This window comes from Rhizobium sp. R711 (assembly GCF_002211365.1).
GTDB lineage: Bacteria > Pseudomonadota > Alphaproteobacteria > Rhizobiales > Rhizobiaceae > Rhizobium.
The window spans coordinates 1-21,118 of the sequence record NZ_LOKZ01000012.1; the positions used below are offsets into that span (position 1 = coordinate 1).

The 21,118-nt window shown below is 61.2% G+C and carries 14 protein-coding genes; 7 read left to right on the forward strand and 7 right to left on the reverse strand.

The window, feature by feature from the left end:
* Positions 1-300: 300 nt before the first annotated feature.
* The 3 genes from ATY80_RS13445 to ATY80_RS13455 all read right to left on the reverse strand — a co-directional run bounded on the left by ATY80_RS13445 (position 301) and on the right by ATY80_RS13455 (position 4,030).
* Positions 301-1,098, reverse strand: a complete 798-nt coding sequence (locus ATY80_RS13445; RefSeq protein WP_088692908.1) for a xanthine dehydrogenase family protein subunit M — start codon at positions 1,096-1,098, stop codon at positions 301-303.
* Between the two features lie 12 nt (positions 1,099-1,110).
* The gene (locus ATY80_RS13450) at positions 1,111-3,456 is read right to left on the reverse strand and encodes a xanthine dehydrogenase family protein molybdopterin-binding subunit (protein ID WP_088692909.1); all 2,346 of its coding nucleotides are present in this window, start codon (positions 3,454-3,456) and stop codon (positions 1,111-1,113) included.
* Between the two features lie 82 nt (positions 3,457-3,538).
* Positions 3,539-4,030 (reverse strand): (2Fe-2S)-binding protein, encoded by a 492-nt coding sequence (locus ATY80_RS13455; RefSeq protein ID WP_088692910.1) that lies wholly within the window; start codon positions 4,028-4,030, stop codon positions 3,539-3,541.
* Between the two features lie 267 nt (positions 4,031-4,297).
* Here ATY80_RS13455 and ATY80_RS13460 point away from each other — a divergent pair, with 267 nt between their 5' ends.
* The 3 genes from ATY80_RS13460 to ATY80_RS13470 all read left to right on the forward strand — a co-directional run bounded on the left by ATY80_RS13460 (position 4,298) and on the right by ATY80_RS13470 (position 12,844).
* Positions 4,298-4,561: a glycine zipper domain-containing protein gene (locus tag ATY80_RS13460; protein WP_088693227.1), complete on the forward strand. Its 264-nt coding sequence runs from the start codon at positions 4,298-4,300 to the stop codon at positions 4,559-4,561.
* Positions 4,562-4,733: 172 nt separating this feature from the next.
* Positions 4,734-6,665, forward strand: a complete 1,932-nt coding sequence (locus ATY80_RS13465; protein ID WP_189637149.1) for an autotransporter assembly complex family protein — start codon at positions 4,734-4,736, stop codon at positions 6,663-6,665.
* A 68-nt stretch (positions 6,666-6,733) separates the two neighbouring features.
* Positions 6,734-12,844, forward strand: a complete 6,111-nt coding sequence (locus ATY80_RS13470; RefSeq protein WP_189637164.1) for a translocation/assembly module TamB domain-containing protein — start codon at positions 6,734-6,736, stop codon at positions 12,842-12,844.
* Here ATY80_RS13470 and ATY80_RS13475 read toward each other — a convergent pair.
* Positions 12,841-13,269, reverse strand: coding sequence for an Lrp/AsnC family transcriptional regulator (locus tag ATY80_RS13475; RefSeq protein WP_088692913.1), 429 nt, complete (start codon positions 13,267-13,269; stop codon positions 12,841-12,843). The two genes, ATY80_RS13470 and ATY80_RS13475, sit on opposite strands and share 4 nt — an antisense overlap.
* Before the next feature lie 129 nt (positions 13,270-13,398).
* Between ATY80_RS13475 and rocF the strand changes: the two genes are divergently transcribed.
* From rocF to ATY80_RS13495, 4 genes are all read left to right on the forward strand, one after another.
* Positions 13,399-14,334 carry an arginase gene (gene rocF / locus ATY80_RS13480; protein ID WP_088692914.1) on the forward strand — a complete coding sequence of 312 codons (936 nt, stop codon included), beginning with the start codon at positions 13,399-13,401 and terminating at the stop codon, positions 14,332-14,334.
* Positions 14,335-14,345: 11 nt separating this feature from the next.
* Positions 14,346-15,545, forward strand: a complete 1,200-nt coding sequence (gene rocD / locus ATY80_RS13485; RefSeq protein WP_088692915.1) for an ornithine--oxo-acid transaminase — start codon at positions 14,346-14,348, stop codon at positions 15,543-15,545.
* A gap of 94 nt (positions 15,546-15,639) precedes the next feature.
* Complete coding sequence (locus ATY80_RS13490; protein WP_088692916.1) at positions 15,640-16,425, forward strand: glycerophosphodiester phosphodiesterase family protein; 786 nt, start codon at positions 15,640-15,642, stop codon at positions 16,423-16,425.
* A 149-nt stretch (positions 16,426-16,574) separates the two neighbouring features.
* The gene (locus tag ATY80_RS13495; protein WP_007796914.1) at positions 16,575-17,051 is read left to right on the forward strand and encodes a chemotaxis protein CheW; all 477 of its coding nucleotides are present in this window, start codon (positions 16,575-16,577) and stop codon (positions 17,049-17,051) included.
* 124 nt (positions 17,052-17,175) lie between these two features.
* Here the strand turns inward: ATY80_RS13495 and ATY80_RS13500 are convergent, their stop codons facing one another.
* From ATY80_RS13500 to fdhF, 3 genes are read right to left on the reverse strand one after another with little or no spacing between them, the layout of a single operon-like run.
* Entirely contained in the window at positions 17,176-17,421 is a 246-nt protein-coding gene (locus ATY80_RS13500; RefSeq protein ID WP_088692917.1) for a formate dehydrogenase subunit delta, read from the reverse strand.
* Entirely contained in the window at positions 17,411-18,238 is an 828-nt protein-coding gene (fdhD, locus tag ATY80_RS13505) for a formate dehydrogenase accessory sulfurtransferase FdhD (RefSeq protein ID WP_088692918.1), read from the reverse strand. Before fdhD ends, ATY80_RS13500 begins: the two co-directional genes overlap by 11 nt.
* Entirely contained in the window at positions 18,238-21,117 is a 2,880-nt protein-coding gene (fdhF, locus tag ATY80_RS13510; protein ID WP_088692919.1) for a formate dehydrogenase subunit alpha, read from the reverse strand. Before fdhF ends, fdhD begins: the two co-directional genes overlap by 1 nt.
* Between the last annotated feature and the right edge of the window lies 1 nt (position 21,118).

The window sequence follows — 21,118 nt, forward strand, 5'->3', positions numbered from 1 at the left end:
GTGCCGCGTGGCGCGCGGAAAGCTGCCGCGGTGACGCTCAAGATCAGCAAAAACGCGATAGCGGCCTTCAGCGTGAAGCCCGTCCAACTCGCTTTTGAAAAATGCTTCGAAATCCATCATCTGCTCCAGTATCGTGCGACCGTTTTTTGCCAACGGTCGCACGTACGTCAACCCTTTGCCCCCGCTTTACCATCAACTGCGGCAAAAGGCCCATAGTCTTGAATTATATTAATTCGAAAAAACTCGTTTTGGCCAGACGCAGCGAGGCAGCAACGCCACCTCGCGATCATGCTCGTTTCATTAGCCCGCCTCGGCGACGGCGCGTTTGGCCATCACTTTGATCAGGTTGGCGCGATATTCCGCACTGGTATGCAGGTCCGACATCAGCCCGGCCGGATTGACATCGACACCAGCGACGGAGCCGGAAGACCAGTTCGCGTTGAGCGCGGCCTCCATGGCCGTCTCACGAAAGACGCCGTTGGATCCTGCCCCGGTAACGGCAACCCGCACGCCATCGGCACCTTTGGCAACGAAGACCCCCGTCATTGCATAGCGCGATGCCGGATTTGGAAACTTCGAGTAGCCTGCTTTTTCAGGCACCCCGAAGCTTATCGCCGTGACCAGCTCGCCATCCTCCAATGCCGTCTCGAACAGACCGGTGAAAAAATCGTCAGCTCGGATCTCACGCTTGTTGGTGATGATGCGGGCATTCAACGCCAGCATCGCCGAGGGATAGTCCGCCGCAGGGTCGTTGTTGGCGATCGAGCCGCCGATCGTGCCCATGTGGCGGACATGCGGATCGCCGATCATGCCGGCGAGGTCGCAGATCGCGGGGCAGACCGCCCGCAATGCCGCCGACGCGGCGACTTCGGCGTGCGGCGTCGCCGCCCCGATCGTTACCTTGCGGCCGTCGATCTTGATGCCCTGCATCGCCGGGATGTGCCTGAGATCGACAAGGTCGCTCGGCGCGGCGAGGCGTTGCTTCATCGTCGGGATCAATGTCATGCCGCCGGAGACATATTTGCCTTCCGACGTTCCCGAAATCATCCTGACGGCTTCATCGACCGAGGACGCGCGGTGATAGTTGGTCTGATACATCGTCGTTTCTCCTCAATGAACCGCGCGCGCTGCCATCCACACCTTCTGCGGGGTGGCGGGCATCGTCAGCATGTTGTTGCCGATGGCATCGGTGATGGCATTGATGAGTGCCGGGGGAGACCCGATCGCACCGGCCTCGCCGCACCCCTTGATGCCGAGCGGATTGCTCGGGGACGGCGTTACCTGATGCGAGACCTTGAACGACGGTAGGTCGTCGGCGCGCGGCATGGCATAGTCCATGAAACTTGCCGTCAACAGCTGACCGTTCTCGTCATAATGCACGGCCTCGAGCAGGGCCTGACCGATACCCTGTGCGATACCGCCATGTACCTGACCTTCAACGATCATCGGGTTGATGATGTTGCCGAAATCGTCCGCCGCGACGAACTGGATGATCTCTGTCTTGCCGGTTTCCGGATCGACCTCGACCTCGCAGATGTAGCAGCCGGCCGGGAAGGTGAAATTGGAGGGGTCGTAGAAGGCGGTCTCCTTCAGCCCCGGCTCCATGCCGCCCGGCAGATTGTGCGCGGTGTAGGCGGCGAGCGCCACCTGGAACCACGGAAGGCTCTTGTCGGTCCCGGCGACCTTCACCTCGCCGTTCTCGATGACGATATCGCCCTCGTCGGCCTCCATCAAATGGGCGGCAATCTTTTTGGCCTTGGCTTCGACCTTGTCGAGCGCCTTGACCACGGCAGACATCCCGACGGCGCCCGAGCGTGAGCCGTAGGTACCCATCCCCATCTGCACCTTGTCGGTGTCGCCATGAACGATCGACACGCTTTCCAGCGGAACGCCGAGGCGATCCGAAACCAGCTGGGCGAAGGTCGTCTCGTGGCCCTGCCCGTGGCTGTGGGATCCAGTGAGCACTTCTATCGTGCCTACCGCATTGACGCGTACCTCCGCCGATTCCCACAAGCCGACGCCGGCGCCAAGCGAGCCGACCGCCTGCGAGGGAGCAATTCCACAAGCCTCGATGTAGCAACTCATGCCGAGACCGCGCTTCAGGCCGCGGCTCGCCGCCTCGGCCTTGCGCGCCGCGAACCCGCTCCAGTCGGCGGCCTGCATGGCAGCATTGAGGGATGCTTCGTAATCACCCGCGTCATAGTTCATGATAACAGGTGTCTGATGCGGGAAGGAGCGGATGAAATTCTTCCGCCGCAGCTCGGCCGGCGAGATGCCGAGCTCGCGGGCTGCCGTTTCCATCGTCCGCTCGAGCAGGAAGGTTGCCTCCGGCCGGCCGGCGCCTCGATAGGCATCGACGGGTGCAGTATTGGTATAGACCGTGCGCACATTGGCATGGATGGCCGGAATGTCGTATTGGCCGGATAGGAGAGTTGCATAGAGGTAGGTCGGGACCGCCGACGAGAACAGCGACATATAGGCGCCGAGATTGCAGATGGTGTCGACCTTCAGCCCGATGATGCGGTGCTCGCTGTCAAAGGCCATCTTCACCTTGGAGACGTGGTCGCGGCCATGCGCATCGGTCAGGAAGGCTTCGGTGCGGTCGGAATTCCATTTCACCGGCACGCCTGTCTTCTTGGAGGCCCAGAGGCAGACGATTTCTTCGGGGTAGATGTAGATCTTCGATCCAAAGCCGCCGCCGACGTCCGGAGCAATCACCCGCAGCTTGTTCTCCGGCGCGACGTTGTAGAAGGCGCTCATCACCAGACGGGCGACGTGCGGGTTCTGGCTCGTCGTATAGCAGGTGTAGTGATCCTCGGCAGCATCGTAGATCCCGAGCGCAGCCCGCGGCTCCATCGCATTCGGAGAGAGGCGATTGTTGTGAATCTCGATTTCCGTGACGTGTGCCGCTTCGGAAATAGCCTTGTCGGTCGCAGCGCCGTCGCCAAGTTCCCAGTCGAAGATCAGGTTGTTCTGAGCTTCGGGATGGAGCTGCGGCGCCCCTGATTTCAGCGCCTCGACCGCCTCGACGACAACCGGCAATTCCTCATAATCGACGACGACGGCTTCTGCAGCGTCCCGTGCCTCCGCAAGCGAATCAGCGACGATCAACGCGACGGCATCGCCGACGTAGCGGACGGTCTCCACCGCAAGCGGGCGCCAGGCGCCCATCTTCATCGGCGAACCATCCTTCGAATGGATCATCCAGCCGCAGATGAGGTTGCCGATCCCGTCAGCGAGCAACTGCTTGCCGTCGAGCACGTCGATGACGCCGGGCATGGCCTTTGCCGATGCCGCATCAATCCCTTTGATCTTGGCGTGCGCATGCGGACTGCGGATGAAATAGGCGAATTTCATTCCCGGCACGACCATGTCGTCGGTATAGCGGCCCTTGCCGGTCAAGAACCGTTTGTCTTCCTTTCGCGCGACGCGTGCACCAATTCCTTCAACACCCATAATGTCCTCCCAATGGGGTTTCGGGCCCGGCATTCCGCCAAAGTGAATCCTGTTCGGCAGTCAGCCAGACAATTCCTGAGAGCTATTCGGCCGCCTGCTTGGCAGTGCCGCGCATCTGCTCGTTGGCAGACAGAACGGCTTTGACGATGTTGTGGTAGCCGGTGCATCGACAGATATTGCCGTCGAGTTCATGACGGACCGTCTTTTCGTCCAGATCGCCGCCGTGGCGCGAAATCATGTCGACAGCCGTCATCACCATGCCCGGCGTGCAGAAACCGCATTGCAGACCGTGATGCTCCTTGAAAGCGGCTTGAACAGGATGCAATTCACCGTTGTTGGCAAGGCCCTCGATAGTCGTGATCGTCGAACCCGACGCCTGGACGGCAAGGATCGAGCAGCTCTTCACGGATTTGCCATCCATGTGAACGACGCAGGCACCGCATTGGTTGGTATCGCAGCCGACGTGCGTTCCCGTCAGACCGAGTTTTTCGCGAATAAAATGGACAAGAAGCGTACGCTCTTCACAGTCACCACTGACTGCCCGGCCGTTCACCGTCAGTTTCACTTTCGCCATGATTTCCTCCTCGCGCCTCCTCCAGGCACGAACGGTATCATTTGACGTTTTCGCTTTGGGATCAACCACTACTTTAGGGAGGCTAGTTAAATTCGCCGTGTTCGGTTGCACCGAATTGAGGCCGAAGTTGCAACAGCAATTCTGCGAAAAAATAAGCGCCGAACGCAGCTTGCTCTTTTTGCGCCACAGTTTGACGACTAGCATGACAAAAACAAGAATCAGGGACGGCCACCGCTCTTTGAGGGCGACCATCAGGAGAAGAAATTGATTAAGAAGATTGTTGCATTCGCTTTGATTGGACTTTCGATCGCAAGCTGTACACCAACCCAGCAGGGCGCTGGCATCGGTGCTGCGTCTGGCGCGATCATCGGGGGCGCAGTGACGGGAAATGTACGCGGAGCCGCCGTCGGCGCGGCGATCGGCGGCGTTTCCGGTGCCCTTATCGGGCGCGTCGCTGAGCAGCCGGGACAGTGCTATTATCGCGACCAATATGGTCGACGTTACATCGACGATTGCCGCGGCGGCTATTGAGCCAACGCAAAATCATGTCGACATCCCGGGTTTACAGCCCGGGATTTTTCATTTTTTCCACCATTTCAGCGGCTAAGCGATTCAAAACGGTACACGTCGAGGAATTTTGCCGCTAAGGTTGCCGCCGGCCGGGGGGCGCGAAGCTTAATTCTTGTGTAACCAAAAGCGGCGGATGCAAATCAGAGGGACGGCACCGAAACCGGGTATAGCGTATCGGCGCGTAGGCACCATGTTGGTCGTCGCGGCTGCGTTCGCATTTTCGCCGGCTGTCGTCTCGGACGCTTTCGCCTTCAAACTTTTCGGTATCACTTTATGGGGCAAGGATGACGACTCCGCCAGCGATCAAGTGCCTGATCCGGTTCGCTACGACGTAACGCTGACAACCGACGCGAACGATCCCGATCTCAAGGAAGCGCTGGAAAACAGTTCCCGTCTGGTAGGCGACAAGGACCGGCCCGTCTCAGGCGACCTCGGAGTCGTGATCAAGGCCAGGGACGACCGTGAACGGCTGCTCGCCGCCCTCTTCGAGAAGGCTCGCTACGGCGGCGTGGTGACGATCAGGGTCGATGGCCGCGATATAGACGCCCTTCCGCCTAATCCGACCTTCAATCGCTCGCGCCCGGTTCCGGTGACAATCAATGTCGCAGCAGGCCCGGTCTTCAAGGTCCGCGAAGTGCAGTTCGGCGGCGACGCTGCCGGCCGCAATCCGGCAGACTACGATCTTGCTCCGGGCGACACAGCCGGTTCATTGACGATCATCAAGGCCGGGGACAGGATCGTCGAACAGCTGAAAAGCGAAGGCCGACCCCTGGCGAAGCTGACGACCCGCAAAGTCGTAGCCGACCACAGGACGGATACCGTCGATGTCGTTCTCGCCGCCGAGGGCGGCCCGGTCGCGCCAGTCGGCGATGTCGGCGTTACCGGCGAGAAGGCCGTTCGCCCTGGCTTCATCCAGCGCTATTCGCGGCTGAACAGGGGCGAACAGTACTCACCCGAGGCGTTGAAAAAGGCCGGTGACCGACTGCGCGCGCTGGGGGTGTTCTCCAGCGTCACCATTCATGAGGCAGACGCTTTGGCACCGGACGGGACATTGCCGATGACCATCGAGGTGTCGGAAGGCAAGCAGCGCTACCTCGGCGTCGGCGCTCAATATTCGACAACGGACGGCTTCGGCATCAACGGCTACTGGGGCCATCGCAATCTTTTCGGAGAAGCCGAATCGCTACGCATCGAAGGATCCGTAGGCCGACTGGGCGAAACGACCAACATTGGCGATCTCGACTACTCAGCCGGCGTTGGCTTCACCAAACCTGGCGCGTTTTCTCCGGCCGCGACCCTACGGGCCAGTATCCTGGCCAAGACCGAGAATCCCGACGCCTACACGGCAAGGCTCGTTACCGCCTCTCTCGGGCTCTCCTATGAGCTATCCGATCTGGATACGATCACTGGTTCCGGCGAGGTGAGCTGGGAACGCGACGACGATGCCTTCGGCAACAACAGCTACCTGACCTTCTCACTGCCCTTCCTGTACGAGCGCGATGCCCGCGACAACAAGTTCGACCCGACCGAAGGCTATCGGGCGACACTGAAGGCAACGCCAAGCTACGAGGCTTATAACGGGACTTTCTTCTCCGGATTCGAGGGCTCGATCTCAGGTTATCATGGCCTGGGGGCGGAAGACCGTATCGTTCTCGCCGGCAAGCTCTCCGCGGGCTTTCTTCTGGGGGCGGATGACCTCCAGAACATTCCCGCCACACGTCGATTCTTTGCCGGCGGCGGTGGCTCGGTGCGCGGCTACGGCTACCAGGAAATCTCGCCGCGAAACGATGACAACGAAGAGACCGGTGGCGCCTCCTATGTCACTGCCTCGTTCGAGACGCGGGTGAAGATCACCGATACGATCGGCATCGTGCCCTTCATCGACGTTGGGACGGTTTCGGCCGACATTGCGCCCGACTTTTCCGACGTTCGGGCCGGTGCGGGCATCGGCATTCGCTACGCGACGCCGTTTGGTCCGCTGCGGCTTGATTTCGCGGTACCGCTCAACAAGTACGAGGGTGGCACGGATTACGGCATCTATGCCGGCATCGGTCAGTCATTCTAAACGCACTCGCGGCTCGTGGCACTTCGTTCGCCTTGAGCCGTCATAGAAACGGAGTAATGTCCGCGACCATGCAGACACTGGCGAAAATCTTGAACTGGATCGTGCGGCTGCTCGGGTACTCCGCTGGTGCCGCCCTGGTCCTGCTTGCCATCGCCATCGGTGTCTTGGGCTTCACATCCTTTGGGGCGCGCATCGTCACCGACAGGGTCGCCTCAAGCCTCTCGAACCGGGATATGACCATCAAGGTTCAAGAACCGGAGGGGCTGCTGACCGGCGGACTGCGCGCGAGCCAGATCGTGCTCTCTGACACGAAGGGCGTCTTCGCGCAGATCGACGGGCTTGCCATAGACTGGAATCCCCTGGCGCTGCTGACTGGCAGATTCCACGCCAGAAGTGTCGAAGCGTCGGCAATCCATATCCTGCGGCAACCCGTCCGGACGCTCCCGTCGCGTCCAGCCGCGGCAGGCGAAGGCGACAGCGGCTTTTCGCTGCCGATCAAGATCGACATCGACAAAATTGCCTTGCCCGAAATCAGCCTTGCCCAGTCTCTGATCGGGCGAGCCTTCTCGCTGGCAGCGGACGGCAGCGTGCGCGCCGACAACGAAGGTGCGAACGCATCGATCAACGTTCATCGTCACGATGTTCCGGATGCAAAGCTGATCGCCGATGCCGCCTTCATGCCGGATCGCAATCAGTTGCGACTGAAGGCAAAGCTGACCGAACCGAAGGGTGGACTGCTCGCAGGCCTGCTGGCACTCCCTGATAACCCTGCCCTGGAAATCGGGCTTACCGGAGACGGACCGATTTCGGATTGGCGAGGCCAACTCCAGGCCGCGCTGGACGGACAGCAGCGCGCCTCGATCGAAGCACACCATACGCTGACGCCTGAGAACCTGCACCACCTTGACCTTAAGGGTGGCGGCGATCTCAGCTCTCTGCTCCCGGCCGCCTTCCGGCCGCTGTTTGCCGGGCAGACGAACATCGATGTCGCCGCGAACTTCGACAACAGGGGCAAGATCGACATCCAAACCGGCAATCTCGCCACCGGAGCCGTTGTCATCGCCGCATCCGGCACTCTGGATCCAAAGCACAACAACAGCCTGAACGCCAATCTCCTGGGAACGTCGGGACCGGTCGATTTCCGTTGGCCGCTCGCAGACGGCGAAGCGCGTTTCCTCATCTCCGGTATCAATCTTTCATTGACCGGCGACGCCAAGGCCTCGCGCTTGAATGCGAGCGCTTCCCTCGATTCCGCGGCCTTGCCGCAGGCAACGATCGGCAATGTGAAGCTCACGGCAAAGAGCGACAACTTCAATCTCGCCGGTCGCTCGGGAAGTGTTCAGATTACCCTCGCCGCCGGTGACGCCTCATTCGTCAATCCCGACATCAACCGGGCAATTCAAGCCCCAGTCACGATAACGTTGCCACTGCAAATCTCGGCCGATGCGCTTGGCTTCAATGGCGCGACGATCGAAAGCGCGGCTGCGAACGCAAGCGTCAACGGTTCCTACAAATTAAGCGCCAGCTCGATGACCGGTAACGTCAAGCTGACCGTCCAGCCGGCGGCTCTGCCGCCTGCCGTCGCCACGCGTTTCAACGCACCGATCGTGATTGAGGGCCAGGTCGCGGGAACGGTTCCCTCGAAGTTCAACATCTCGAACCTTTCCATCAAGTCGAACGCTCTCGAGGCCACCGGCGGGGTCGTGCTCGACGAAGACATGCTCGATGCCAATCTCTCAGGCCGCGTTCCAGATATTCAGACCCTGCTGCAAGGCGCAGCGGGCGAATTGAATTATCAGCTGAGCGCAAAAGGCAATATCTCCGCACTCGCAGTGGCAGCCAATATCAAAGGGCCGTCACTGATGATGGCGGGCCGGCAGGTCAAGCAGCTTGACATCAACGTTTCCGGAAGCGCGGACCCGAAGGCGCCACAGGCTGACATCACCGCCAAGGGCACGATCGACGAGCAGCCAATCAATATCGCCACGGCTGTTCAAGTGGTGGACGGGAAAGTGCAACTTCCGTCGATCGCCGCCGACGTCGGCAACAATCGCCTGACGGGCCATATCGAACTATCTCCTGCTTTCGCGCCGACCGGACAGGCGACGTTTGACTTCCCTGATATCGGTCTTCTCGCGGCACTGGGCGGACAGAAGGCGCAGGGTGACCTGAAGGGATCGGTCGATATCGCCAACGACAACGGTAAGATCGCCCTCAAAGTTGTCGCGTCCGGCAGCGGCCTGAAGCGCGATACGTTTGCCGTCGTCGGACCTGATATCAACGTCGCGGTTACCGACCTCAAGGCCTTTGCCGCGACGGGCACAATCACGGCGCAAGAGCTTTCCTCCGGGCCCAACAAGGCGGAAAGCCTGGCGCTCAATTTCACGCAGCAGCAAAACCGGACAAACTTCGATCTCGGCGCCACTTATGACGCCAATCCGTTGGTCGCATCCGGCAGCGTCGAGGTGAACGCCGGCACGACGCTGCTTCGCCTCGACCGCTTCTTGGCGAAACCCCGCAACATTCCGGTAGAGCTTGCAGCACCGTCGGAGGTTTCGATCAGTGGCGGCACCGTGACGCTGAGCGCCGTGGAACTGAAGACCGGCGACGGCTCGGTTCACGTCAGCGGTACGGTCGGCGAAACTCTGGATATCAAGGCTGACATACGGGATCTGCCGGCAAGCCTTGCCAATAGCTTCGTCCCGCAACTCGATGCCGCAGGCACGATCTCGGGCAAGGTTACCGTGACCGGCACGCCGGCAGCGCCGATTGCCAACTTTGATCTGGATTGGAAGGACGCGGCCACCAGCCAGACGAAGGGCGCCGGTCTTTCGCCACTGGCGATCGTTGCAAACGGGACATTCGCCGACAACACGCTCAATTTCGAAACGAACCTCGCGGGCAAAGGTGGCGTATCGCTGAAAGCGGGCGGCAACGTCGTGACGGGCGGCCCGAATGCGCAATCGCTGAAGGTCGATGCCGATATCGTCAACATACCGGCCGGATTGGCGAATGCACTTGTTCCCGCGCTTGCCGCCGAAGGTTCGATCTCCGGCACCGTCACTGCAGCCGGAAAGCTGCCCGCCCCTGCGGTCGACTTCAAGCTGAATTGGAAGAACGCCGCAACGAGCCAGACCAGAAGTGCCAAGCTCTCATCGCTCGGGCTGACGGCAAGTGGCAACCTCAAGGACAATATTCTCAACTTCGACGCTGATGCGCGCGCTAGCGGCGGCATGTCTATACAGGCGAACGGCAATTTCGTCGTTGCCGGCGCCGACGCCCAGACGCTGAAAATTGACGGGCAACTCGCCAACATTCCCGCTGCTCTGGCCAACGGTTTCGTCCCGAATCTTGCCGCTGAGGGCATGATATCGGGTACGGTGTCGGCCTCTGGCAAGTTGCCGACACCGACAGCGACCTTCGATCTCGCCTGGAAGGACGCCGCGACGAGCCACACGAAGGCAGCCCGCCTGGCCGGCATCACTCTGACGGCAAAAGGCAACTTCGCGGATGAAAAATTGACCGTGCAGAGCGAGCTGTCGGCGAATGGCGGCGTGGCATTGAGCGCCTCCGGCAACGTTTCGCTGGCGGGAACAAAAATCGAGAGCCTGACAGCGGACGCGACGATACGCAACGTTCCCGCAGGCCTCGCAAACGCCTTCGTTCCGAACCTCGGCGCCAGCGGCACGATCTCCGGCACGGCGTCCGCCTCCGGAACGTTGCAACAGCCAACGGCAAACTTCGACCTCAGCTGGAAGGATCTCGCGACCACCCAGACCAAGGCGGCACGCCTCTCCGCCCTTGCGCTCGGTGCCAAGGGCACTTTCGCCAACAACACCCTCGATTTCGAGACAAATCTCGACGGCGATGGCGGCTCTGCTCTGAAGGCGAAGGGCAAGGTTACGGTTGAGGGAACGGTCGTGAAGGGCCTGCAGGCGGATGCGACGCTAAGCAACCTTCCCGCCGCGCTGGCGAACAACTTCATGCCTGATCTCGGGGCTGAAGGAACGATCTCCGGCACGGCGACCGCCTCCGGCTCGCTCCCCATTCCTGCGGTCGACTTCAAGCTCGATTGGAACAATGCCGGGACCCGTCAGACGAGGGCTGCCGGCCTTTCCGGTCTTCGGCTGAATGCGGCCGGCAACCTCGCCGACAACAAGATCTCCTTTGACGCCACGTTGAACAGCAGTCGCAGTACCCTGCTAAAGGCAAAGGGAACGGCAAACCTGCAAGGCGCCAGCGTCCAGGGCCTCTCGGTCGACGCTGACATCGCGGATCTGCCTGCAAGCCTCGCCAATGGCTTCGTCCCGAACCTCGGCGCGGAAGGAACAATATCAGGAACGGCGAAAACGTCGGGGACGCCCGTCAATCCGATCATCGATTACAAGCTGGATTGGAAGGACGCTGCGACCACGCAGACGAGGGCATCCGGCATCCGGCCACTCTCGGCAAGCGCCAACGGAAAGCTTGCAGACGGCATGCTCGAATTCACGACGAATTTGAGCGGCAACGGCGTGTCCATGAAGGCCGGCGGCAACTTCGTCATCGCTGGACAGGATGCCCAATCGCTCGCGGTGGATGCAGACATTTCCAACCTACCTGCCGGCCTTGCCAACGCATTCGTGCCGGGGCTGGCTGCCGAAGGCAACATTTCGGGCTCGGTCAAGGCATCAGGCAAGCTGCCTTTGCCGGCTGTGGACTTCGACCTCGATTGGAGGGGCGCTGCCACCAGCCAGACCAGAAGCGCCGGACTTTCGCCCCTGAGTGTCGCTGCAAATGGAAGGCTGAAAGACGACCGGCTGACGATTGATACGAATCTGGCCGGCGACAGCGGCCTCTCCCTGCGGGGCGGCGGCAGTGTTACCATTACCGGCAATCGTGCGCTCGATATGCGCTTTTCCGGTAATCTACCATTCGCCGTGCTCAGCACGCAGCTTGCAGCCCAGGGATTCGTTGCCGACGGCACGGCCAATCTCAATCTGCAGATCAGCGGAACTGCCGCCGCTCCGTCCATCAACGGCACTGTGACGACGAGCGGCGCAAGGTTCGTCGATGTCCGCCGCAACCTTGCGATCAACAATCTGACTGCGGATATCCGGTTCAACGGCAATGAGGCGGTGATCTCGCGGCTCACAGGTCAGCTTGCCAGCGGTGGCAGCGTCTCGGTGTCGGGCAGCGTCGGGATACAGCCGGCCTCCAACTTCCCTGCCAACATCGACGTCAAGCTCGACAGGGCCGTCTATGTCGACGGAACACTCGTGGTGGCAACCGTTGACGGCACGCTCGGTCTTCGTGGTCCGCTGCTCGCCAACCCCACCTTGAATGGCAGGCTGCGGCTTGAAAGAGCCTCGATCACGGTCCCCGAGAGACTGCCGACGTCGTTGCGCGAAATCGACATCCGGCACGTAAACGCCCCGAAAGCGGTTCTCGCGCAGTTGCGTGACGAGACGCAACAGGGCGCGCGCACAAAATCCAACACCATCAATCTCGATCTTCAGCTGGACGCTCCCTCACAGATCTTCGTGCGTGGCCGCGGCATCGATGCTGAACTCGGTGGCAGCGTCACGATCAGGGGAACGGCGGCAGAGCCGATCGTCTCGGGCGGCTTCACCATGCGCCGCGGTCGCTTGACGATCCTGAATCGGCGCCTCGATTTCACCAGCCGAAGCCGCATCACTTTTGCCGGCGATCTGACCCCTGCGCTTGATATGGAAGCGAGCTCGACCTCCGGCTCCACGACGCTGACGGTCGATGTAACCGGACTGGCAACCGATCCCTCGATCACCTTCTCTTCGTCGCCAGCCTTGCCACAGGACGAGGTTCTGGCGCAGTTGATCTTCGGGCAGTCGATGTCGCGACTGTCTCCGGTTCAGATCGCCCAGCTCGCCGATGCTGTCGCCCAATTGGCCGGCGGTCGTTCAGGATCTCTGTTCCAGGGTCTGCGCAACCAGCTTGGCGTCGACGATTTCGACGTCAGTACCGATGCAAAGGGCCGAACCAGCGTCAGCGTCGGCCGCTATCTCAACGACCGGACCTATTTCGAACTGCAGCAGACCACCGGCAAGGGCGGCGCCAAGGCGATCATCAATTTCGACGTCGGTCGGGGTGTGAAGCTGCGTGCCGGGGCGGGCGGCGACGGCGAAGGGGAGGCCGGCGTCGTCTACGAGCACGAGTATTAGAAGCTGGTCTTGCTGGTCTTCAGCAGGATGTTGGTTTCCGTGGTATTGATGCCATTGATCAGCCGGATCCGGCGCAGCGTTTCGTCGAAGGAGACGAGATCGCGGTCCTCGAGTTCGGCAATGAAATCCCATTTCCCGTTGGTGCTGTGCAGCGCACGCACCTGCGGCAGACCGCGAAGCTGATCGGCGACCTTGTCCGCGAGCTTGCCGAGCACTTCGATCATGACGATCGCGCGCACACCCGCCGCGCGGGTTTCATGGCCCGTGCGGACCGTGAAGGCGGTTATGGTGCCCTTGGCAACCAGCCGGTCGATGCGCGCCGCGACCGTCGCACGCGATGCACCGGTCATTGCCGCCAGCGATGAAACCGGTGTGCGCGCATTATGTCGCAAAGCGCTGAGAAGTTCTTGATCGAGATCGTCCATGGCCGTCACTTTGTCAAAAAGCACTTATCAAACTGATCAATCATAGCGCATTATCGGCACTTTTTCATCTATTTGTCGCCGCGCCGATATCTCAATATGCCTTCGGAAAACACGAGTTGGAGAGAACGCATGCAGCCACAAGCAAGATCGGTTACGCTTATTGGAGCCCCGCTGGAAGAAGGTTCCGGACGCCGAGGCGCCGGCATGGGTCCAGCGGCACTTCGCATCGCAGGCGTCGATCAGACGCTGATCGATCTTGGCCATGACGTGGTCGATGCCGGCGACGTGCATGTCGTTCCTGCACGTGATCTGCCGAACCATCCGAAAGCCCACAATCTGCGTGTCGTCGGCGCATTCACCCGCGCACTCGAAGCCGGCGTCTATGAGGCCGCCGCAGCCGGACGCTTTCCGCTGATCCTTGGTGGCGATCACAGCCTCTCGATGGGCACTGTGTCCGGAATGGCGCGCTACGCCGCCCAACAGGGCCGGCCGCTCTTCGTCCTTTGGCTTGACGCCCACTCCGACTTCAACACGCCCGATTCCTCTCCCTCCGGCAACATTCACGGCATGCCAGTCGCCTATTTCTGCGGCCAGGCCGAACTTGCCGAGATCCTGCCGAAGGATCGCCCGTTTGTTGATCCACGCAACGTCTTTCAGGTCGGCATCCGTTCGGTCGATGCGTCTGAACGGGAACTCATCAAGGAGCATGGGGTCAACGTCTTCGACATGCGCTGGCTTGACGAACAAGGCGTCGCTGCGGCGATCCGCCAGATCCTTGGCGTCGTGTCCGATACAAACGGCCTGCTGCATGTAAGCCTCGACGTTGATTTCCTCGATCCGGAGATCGCACCCGGCGTCGGCACGACGGTTCCCGGCGGCGCGACCTTCCGTGAAGCGCATCTCATCATGGAAATGCTCTGCGATAGCGGCCTCGTCTCCTCGCTCGACCTCGTCGAGCTCAACCCGTTCCTCGACGACCGCGGCAAAAGTGCCCGGATTCTGGTGGAGCTGACCGCAAGCCTCTTTGGCCGCCGCATCTTCGACCGTCCGACTCGCGCCGCCTGAGGAGAACAGACATGAGCAATTCCAAGAACCTGATCGATACCGAACAGCGCCTCGGCGCCCACAATTACAAGCCGCTCGATGTCGTCCTCACACGGGGCGAAGGCGTCTACGTCTGGGATACCGACGGCAAGCGGTATCTCGACTGCCTGTCGGCCTATTCGGCTGTGAACCAGGGACATTGCCATCCGAAGATCCTGGCCGCCATGGTCGAGCAGGCCGGCAAGCTGACGCTGACCTCACGCGCTTTCCGCAACGACCAGCTCGCGCATCTCTACGAAGAACTCGCGGCGCTGACCGGCTCGCACAAAATCCTGCCGATGAACTCGGGCGCCGAAGCCGTCGAAACCGCCATCAAGGCAGTGCGCAAGTGGGGCTACGAGGTCAAGGGCGTACCGGATGGCAAGGCCGAAATCATCGTCTGCGCGGACAACTTCCATGGCCGCACGCTAAGCATCATCAGCTTCTCGACGGATCCCGATGCGCGCACCGGCTTCGGTCCCTATACGCCTGGTTTCCGGACAGTTCCGTTCGGCGATGCCGAAGCATTCGCCGCCGCCATCAACGAGAACACCGTCGCTGCCCTGATCGAGCCGATCCAGGGCGAGGCCGGCGTTATCATCCCGCCGACCGGCTACTTCAAGCGCGTGCGCGAACTCTGCACCGAGAACAAGGTGACGCTGATCCTTGACGAGATCCAGACTGGCCTCGGGCGCACCGGCAAGCTGCTGGCCGAAGAGCACGAGGGGATCGAGGCCGACGTGACGCTGATCGGCAAGGCCCTCTCCGGTGGCTTCTATCCGGTCTCGGCCGTGCTTTCCAATTCCGAAGTGCTCGGTGTCCTGAAGCCCGGGCAGCACGGCTCGACCTTCGGCGGCAATCCGCTTGCCTGCGCCGTCGCGCGCGCTGCACTCAAGGTTCTGACCGAAGAAGGCATGATCGAAAACGCCGAAAAGATGGGCGACTACTTCCTGGAAGGGCTGCGTTCCATTCGCTCCAACATCGTCAAGGACGTGCGCGGTCGCGGACTGATGATGGCGGTCGAACTCGTGCCGGAAGCCGGCGGCGCCCGCCAGTATTGCTACACGCTCAAGGATCGCGGCCTGCTTGCCAAGGACACACACGAGAACACCATCCGCCTCGCCCCGCCGCTTGTTATCACCAAGAGCCAGGTCGACTGGGCGGTGGAGCAGATCGAAAAGACGCTCGCCTAGCGCCGGAGCGCCGCGAAAAGACAAGTGGTACGGCGGCTATTTCAAACCTAAGGTGAGCCCGATCGAATGAGTCGAGGTCGCTGCAAGGGAACATATGGCCATAGACCTGTGGAAAGGCGCGCCGGACCGCGGACCGCTTGCGGTAGCCCATCGCGGGGGTGCAGCGCTGGCTGCAGAAAACAGCATCTTTGCCTTCAAGGCTGCCGTGGCAGCTGGAGCTGACGCGATAGAAACTGACATCCGGTTGACGCGGGATGGCGCCCTCGTTTGCGTCCACGATCCGGACCTCCATCGACTCTGCAACGACCCACGGGCCGTATCGGATCTCGATCTTGCGACACTGCGCAGCCTGCTGCCAAGCGTAATGACCCTTGGGGAAGCGTTGGAAGCCTCTGATCCTTTGGGCATCCTGTTGGACATCAAGCTGAGCCACGAGGACCAGATTGCGCAAATCATTGACGACGTTGCGCAACATGATGCAATGCGACGCACGCTCATTGGACTGCGCAGTATTGCATTGATCGACAGCATCCGCCGTCTGTCGAAGGACATCGCAATCCTGGCATTTCTCGAGGATCCTGCCTGTGCTGATGCGGCCCGCGCAGCCGGAGCCGACTGGTTCAGATTGTGGCAAGCGTCGGCGACACCGGCACTATCTGACACGGTTCGTGAGGCAGGGATGCGCGTTGCTGTCATGGTTGGGCAACCTCGTTCGATCGCGCTGCGGGAATATCCGCCCTTTCCGGTGGGCCAGGTCGACCAGCATGGCCTTGAGCGCATCCTCGCCATCAAACCGGACGCAATTCTCCTTGACGATCCACGAATGATGACGCGGCGCCTACCGTTTCCACCTGACCAAAAATCAGCTGCCTCAATTTAGATTTGGGCAACACTCTTCCGTTAAGGTCCGGAGTAACCGTATCGATACTGCTCCTCAGGAGAGCACGCGCGGTTTGAAGGCAAAGTCCATCCGCGCCAATGGTGGCCCGGTTGCTTCTGCCCTGGCTTTTGACGGTTGGGACAATACTAATGGCTACGATCAATTCCACGAACTTCAGCGGCGATACGCTGGAGATCATTGCCTTCAGACTGCACGATCAGGAATTCTGCGTGAAGACGACGACAATCCGCGAAATTCGCGGCTGGGCACCGTCAACGCCGATCCCGCATGCGCCGGCCGACGTCATCGGCGTCATGAACCTGCGCGGCTCGGTAATCCCGATCATCGATCTTGCCTTCAAGCTCGGCATGAAGAGCACGGTCGCCAATGAGCGCAGCGCCATTGTCGTGGCCGAAGTCCACAACATGGTCATCGGCATGCTGGTCGATCGCGTCTCGGACATCCTCACTATCTCCTCCAGCCAGGTTCAGCCCGTTCCTGAAGTCACGGCCTCCTTCGATCGGGCTTTCTGCGAGGGCATCATCGCCTCGGAGAACGGCATGATCTGCTTCCTCAACCTCGCCAAGATGTTCAAGGAAAGCGAGACAGACGATCTCGCCGCCTGATTTAGCCCCTTATCCAAATGAAAGAAGTCGCCTTCGAGGCGGCTTTTTTGTCGACAATGCAATACGGGAAAGCGGTGATGGTGGACTGGCCAGAGGCGGCTACAGCCCGCCTTCGCCAGCGAGGTCAGTTAAGTGCGCTCGCGGCCGGTTCAGGCCGTTTGATCAACGGTGCAGCCTGGATAACGAGTGGGCTGAGGCCATGGGCATCACCCTCCAGGATCTCGAACAGTTGCCGCCGCATGCGCGGCTCCCAGAATTTGTTGATGTGCGTCGCCACGCCCTGCGCAGCTTCGCTCTCCGGCTGACTCTTGAAGAAGGTCGCGATCTGATTGGCCATGTAGACTAGTTTCGACTGGGTATCATGCGACATCGGAGATGCTTCCTGGCTGGATGCGGTGCGGATGCGTGAAAATCTCGAAGTCCTCGCCACGCACGAGCGCAACGAGGGTCATGCCGGCTTCATCGGCCGTTCGAATAGCAAGTGCGGTCGGCGCGGAAATGGCCGCGAGTACGGAGCTGCCGAGGATTGCAGCCTTCTGCACCATCTCGACGGACAGGCGACTGGTAACTGCAACCATGCCTTCCGTTCCGGATTGCCGTTGACGAACGATCGCGCCGCAAAGCTTGTCGAGCGCGTTATGCCGGCCGACATCTTCGCGCACCGCCAGCAGCCCCCTGCCAGGCAGGTAGAAGCCGGCGCCGTGTACGGCGCGCGTCTCGCGATGTAGGGGCTGCGCCCCGTTCAGCAACGAAACGGCCTGGACGATATCGCGGTGAGTCACCTGAAGCGACACAGCGCCAACATCAGGAACCTTGCGGACGGCCTGCTCGATCGATTCGATCCCGCAGAGCCCGCAGCCGACGGGTCCGGCCATGCTGCGTCTCCGGGCTGTCAACGCAGCAGCAGCCTCGTCGACCAGAGAGATCTGGATGTCGATGCCCTTCTCGCTTTCAACGATCTCGATCCCCGCGACCTGCCCGATATCGGAAATGATCCCTTCGGTGAGGCTGAAGCCGATGGCAAAATCCTCGAGATCGCCGGGCGTTCCCATCATCACGGCATGCGTGCCGCCGCCATAGGAGAAAGCGATCGGGACCTCCTCGGGAACGAGCCGCTCGCCCGGCATGACCAGACCGCCGCTGCGGGCGGTGCGTCTGACAGCAATGCGGGTCGGGCGGTCAATCATCACTCCGCGGGCTCCAGCTTGCTCACGATCCGGCGGCTCTGGCGGGCCTGCTCGTCGTAGTCGCGCTGCCAGTCGGTCGGACCGTTGGAAGGCGAAACCTGCACGGCCGTCACCTTGTATTCCGGGCAGTTCGTCGCCCAGTCGGAGAAGTCGGTCGTGATGACGTTCGCCTGCGTATCCGGATGATGGAAGGTCGTGTAGACGACACCGGGCGCAACCCGGTCGGTGATCAGCGCGCGCAGCGTCGTATCACCCGAGCGGCTCATCAGCTTTATCCAGTCGCCATCACGGATCCCGCGTTGTTCGGCGTCGTGCGCATGGATCTCAAGGCGGTCCTCGGGATGCCAGACAACGTTTTCCGTGCGACGCGTTTGCGCCCCGACATTGTACTGGCTGAGGATGCGCCCGGTCGTCAGCAGCAGCGGGAAGCGCGGTCCCGTCCGCTCATCGGTCGCGACATATTCGGTGCGGATGAACTTGCCCTTGCCGCGGACGAACCCGTCGACATGCATGATCGGCGAGCCCAGTGGATGTGCCTCATTGCAGGGCCACTGCACCGAGCCCACATTGTCCAGGTAGTCGTAGGAGACAAGCGCGAAGCTCGGCGTCGTCGCGGCGATCTCATCCATGATCTCGGAAGGGTGCGTGTAGTTCCAGGCAAGGCCCATGGCCTGCGCCATCTTCTGCGTGACCTCCCAGTCGGCATAGCCGTTGCGGGGACTCATGACCTTGCGAACGCGGTTGATGCGGCGCTCGGCGTTGGTGAAGGTCCCATCCTTCTCAAGGAAACTGGAGCCCGGCAGGAAGACATGCGCGTAGTTCGCCGTCTCGTTCAGGAAGAGGTCGTGAACGACGACGCATTCCATGGCGGCAAGGCCGGCCGCGACGTGCTTCGTATCAGGATCGGACTGCAGGATATCCTCACCCTGGACGTAGAGGCCCTTGAACGTTCCGTCGACCGCCGCATCCAGCATATTCGGAATGCGCAGGCCCGGCTCGTTGCTGATCTTGACGCCCCAGAGCTTCTCGAAGATGTCGCGCGTCGCGTCATCGGAGATATGGCGATAGCCGGGCAGCTCGTGCGGGAAGGAGCCCATGTCGCAGGAGCCCTGAACGTTGTTTTGGCCGCGCAGCGGGTTCACGCCGACGCCCGGGCGGCCGATATTGCCGGTCACCATGGCGAGGTTGGCGATCGCCATGACAGTGGTCGAGCCCTGGCTGTGCTCGGTGACGCCGAGGCCGTAGTAGATCGCACCATTGCCGCCCGTGGCATAGAGACGCGCGGCACCGCGCACCAGATCGGCCGGAACGCCGGTGAACTTCTCCGACGCTTCAGGGCTGTGATACGGCTCGGCAACGAAGCTTGCCCAGTCCTCGAACTCCGACCAGTCGCAACGTTCGCGGATGAAGGCCTCGTTGAACAGTCCTTCCGTCACAATGACATGCGCGAGCGACGTCAGGATCGCGACGTTCGTGCCGGGTTTCAGTGGGAGGTGATAGGACGCTTCAACATGCGGCGAGCGCACGATGTCGGTGCGGCGCGGATCGATGACGATCAGCTTGGCGCCCTGCCGCAACCGTTTCTTCAGGCGCGAGGCGAAGACCGGGTGGCCATCGGTCGGATTGGCGCCGATGATGACGACGACATCGCTCTTCTCGACGCTGTCGAAGTTCTGTGTGCCGGCCGAAGTGCCGAAGGCCTGGCCGAGGCCATAGCCGGTCGGCGAATGACAAACGCGAGCGCAGGTGTCGACGTTGTTGTTGCGGAAACCGGCGCGCACCAGCTTCTGCACCAGATAGGTTTCTTCGTTGGTGCAGCGCGACGATGTGATGCCGCCGACGGAGTCGCGCCCATATTGATACTGGATGCGGCGGAATTCCGACGCCACATGCGCGAACGCCTCGTCCCAGGTCACTTCGCGCCAGGGATCGGTGATCTTCTCGCGGATCATCGGATTGAGAATGCGGTCCTTATGGCTGGAATAACCATAAGCAAAGCGGCCTTTGACGCAGGAGTGCCCACGGTTCGCCTGCCCATCCTTCCAGGGCACCATGCGCACCAGTTCTTCGCCCCGCATCTCCGCCTTGAAGGAGCAGCCGACGCCGCAATAGGCGCAGGTCGTAACCACCGAATGCTCTGGCTGACCGATCTCGATCACCGACTTTTCGATCAGCGTCGCCGTAGGGCAGGCCTGGACACAGGCGCCGCAGGAAACACATTCCGACGAGACGAAATCTTCATGCATGCCGGCCGAAACACGCGAATCGAAACCACGCCCCTCGATGGTCAGCGCAAACGTGCCCTGCACTTCCTCGCAGGCGCGCACGCAGCGCGAGCAGACGATGCACTTTGCCGGATCGAAGGTGAAATAAGGGTTGGATTCGTCCTTCGGCGCCCATTTGAGATTGAGATCGCCGTTGTTGCGCGCCTTGACGTGATTGTCGCCATCATAGCCATAGCGCACGTCGCGCAGACCGACGGCGCCCGCCATATCCTGCAGCTCGCAATCACCGTTGGCAGCGCAGGTCAGACAGTCGAGCGGGTGGTCGGAGATATAGAGTTCCATCACCCCGCGACGGACATCTTTCAGCCGGTTCGTCTGCGTCGAGACCACCATGCCAGGTGCAACCGGCGTTGTGCACGAGGCCGGCAGACCGGCCCTGCCCTCGATTTCGACGAGACACAGCCGGCAGGAGCCGAAGGCATCCATCATATCGGTGGCGCAGAGCTTCGGGATCTCGATGCCCGCATCCATCGATGCGCGCATGACGGATGTTCCCTCCGGCACCGTCACCTGGTTGCCGTCGATGGTGAGCGTTACCATGGTTTCAGAGGTCGAGGCTGGCGTGCCGTAATCGGTTTCGTGGACGAGAGGCATA

Bases quoted from the DNA above. Each gene is read 5' to 3' on its own strand.
- ATY80_RS13445 (WP_088692908.1), bottom strand. From the start codon at position 1,098: ATGTATCAGACCAACTATCACCGCGCGTCCTCGGTCGATGAAGCCGTC.
- ATY80_RS13450 (WP_088692909.1), bottom strand. From the start codon at position 3,456: ATGGGTGTTGAAGGAATTGGTGCACGCGTCGCGCGAAAGGAAGACAAA.
- ATY80_RS13455 (WP_088692910.1), bottom strand. From the start codon at position 4,030: ATGGCGAAAGTGAAACTGACGGTGAACGGCCGGGCAGTCAGTGGTGAC.
- ATY80_RS13465 (WP_189637149.1), top strand. From the start codon at position 4,734: ATGCAAATCAGAGGGACGGCACCGAAACCGGGTATAGCGTATCGGCGC.
- ATY80_RS13470 (WP_189637164.1), top strand. From the start codon at position 6,734: ATGCAGACACTGGCGAAAATCTTGAACTGGATCGTGCGGCTGCTCGGG.
- ATY80_RS13475 (WP_088692913.1), bottom strand. From the start codon at position 13,269: ATGGACGATCTCGATCAAGAACTTCTCAGCGCTTTGCGACATAATGCG.
- rocF (WP_088692914.1), top strand. From the start codon at position 13,399: ATGCAGCCACAAGCAAGATCGGTTACGCTTATTGGAGCCCCGCTGGAA.
- rocD (WP_088692915.1), top strand. From the start codon at position 14,346: ATGAGCAATTCCAAGAACCTGATCGATACCGAACAGCGCCTCGGCGCC.
- ATY80_RS13490 (WP_088692916.1), top strand. From the start codon at position 15,640: ATGGCCATAGACCTGTGGAAAGGCGCGCCGGACCGCGGACCGCTTGCG.
- ATY80_RS13495 (WP_007796914.1), top strand. From the start codon at position 16,575: ATGGCTACGATCAATTCCACGAACTTCAGCGGCGATACGCTGGAGATC.
- ATY80_RS13500 (WP_088692917.1), bottom strand. From the start codon at position 17,421: ATGTCGCATGATACCCAGTCGAAACTAGTCTACATGGCCAATCAGATC.
- fdhD (WP_088692918.1), bottom strand. From the start codon at position 18,238: ATGATTGACCGCCCGACCCGCATTGCTGTCAGACGCACCGCCCGCAGC.
- fdhF (WP_088692919.1), bottom strand. From the start codon at position 21,117: ATGCCTCTCGTCCACGAAACCGATTACGGCACGCCAGCCTCGACCTCT.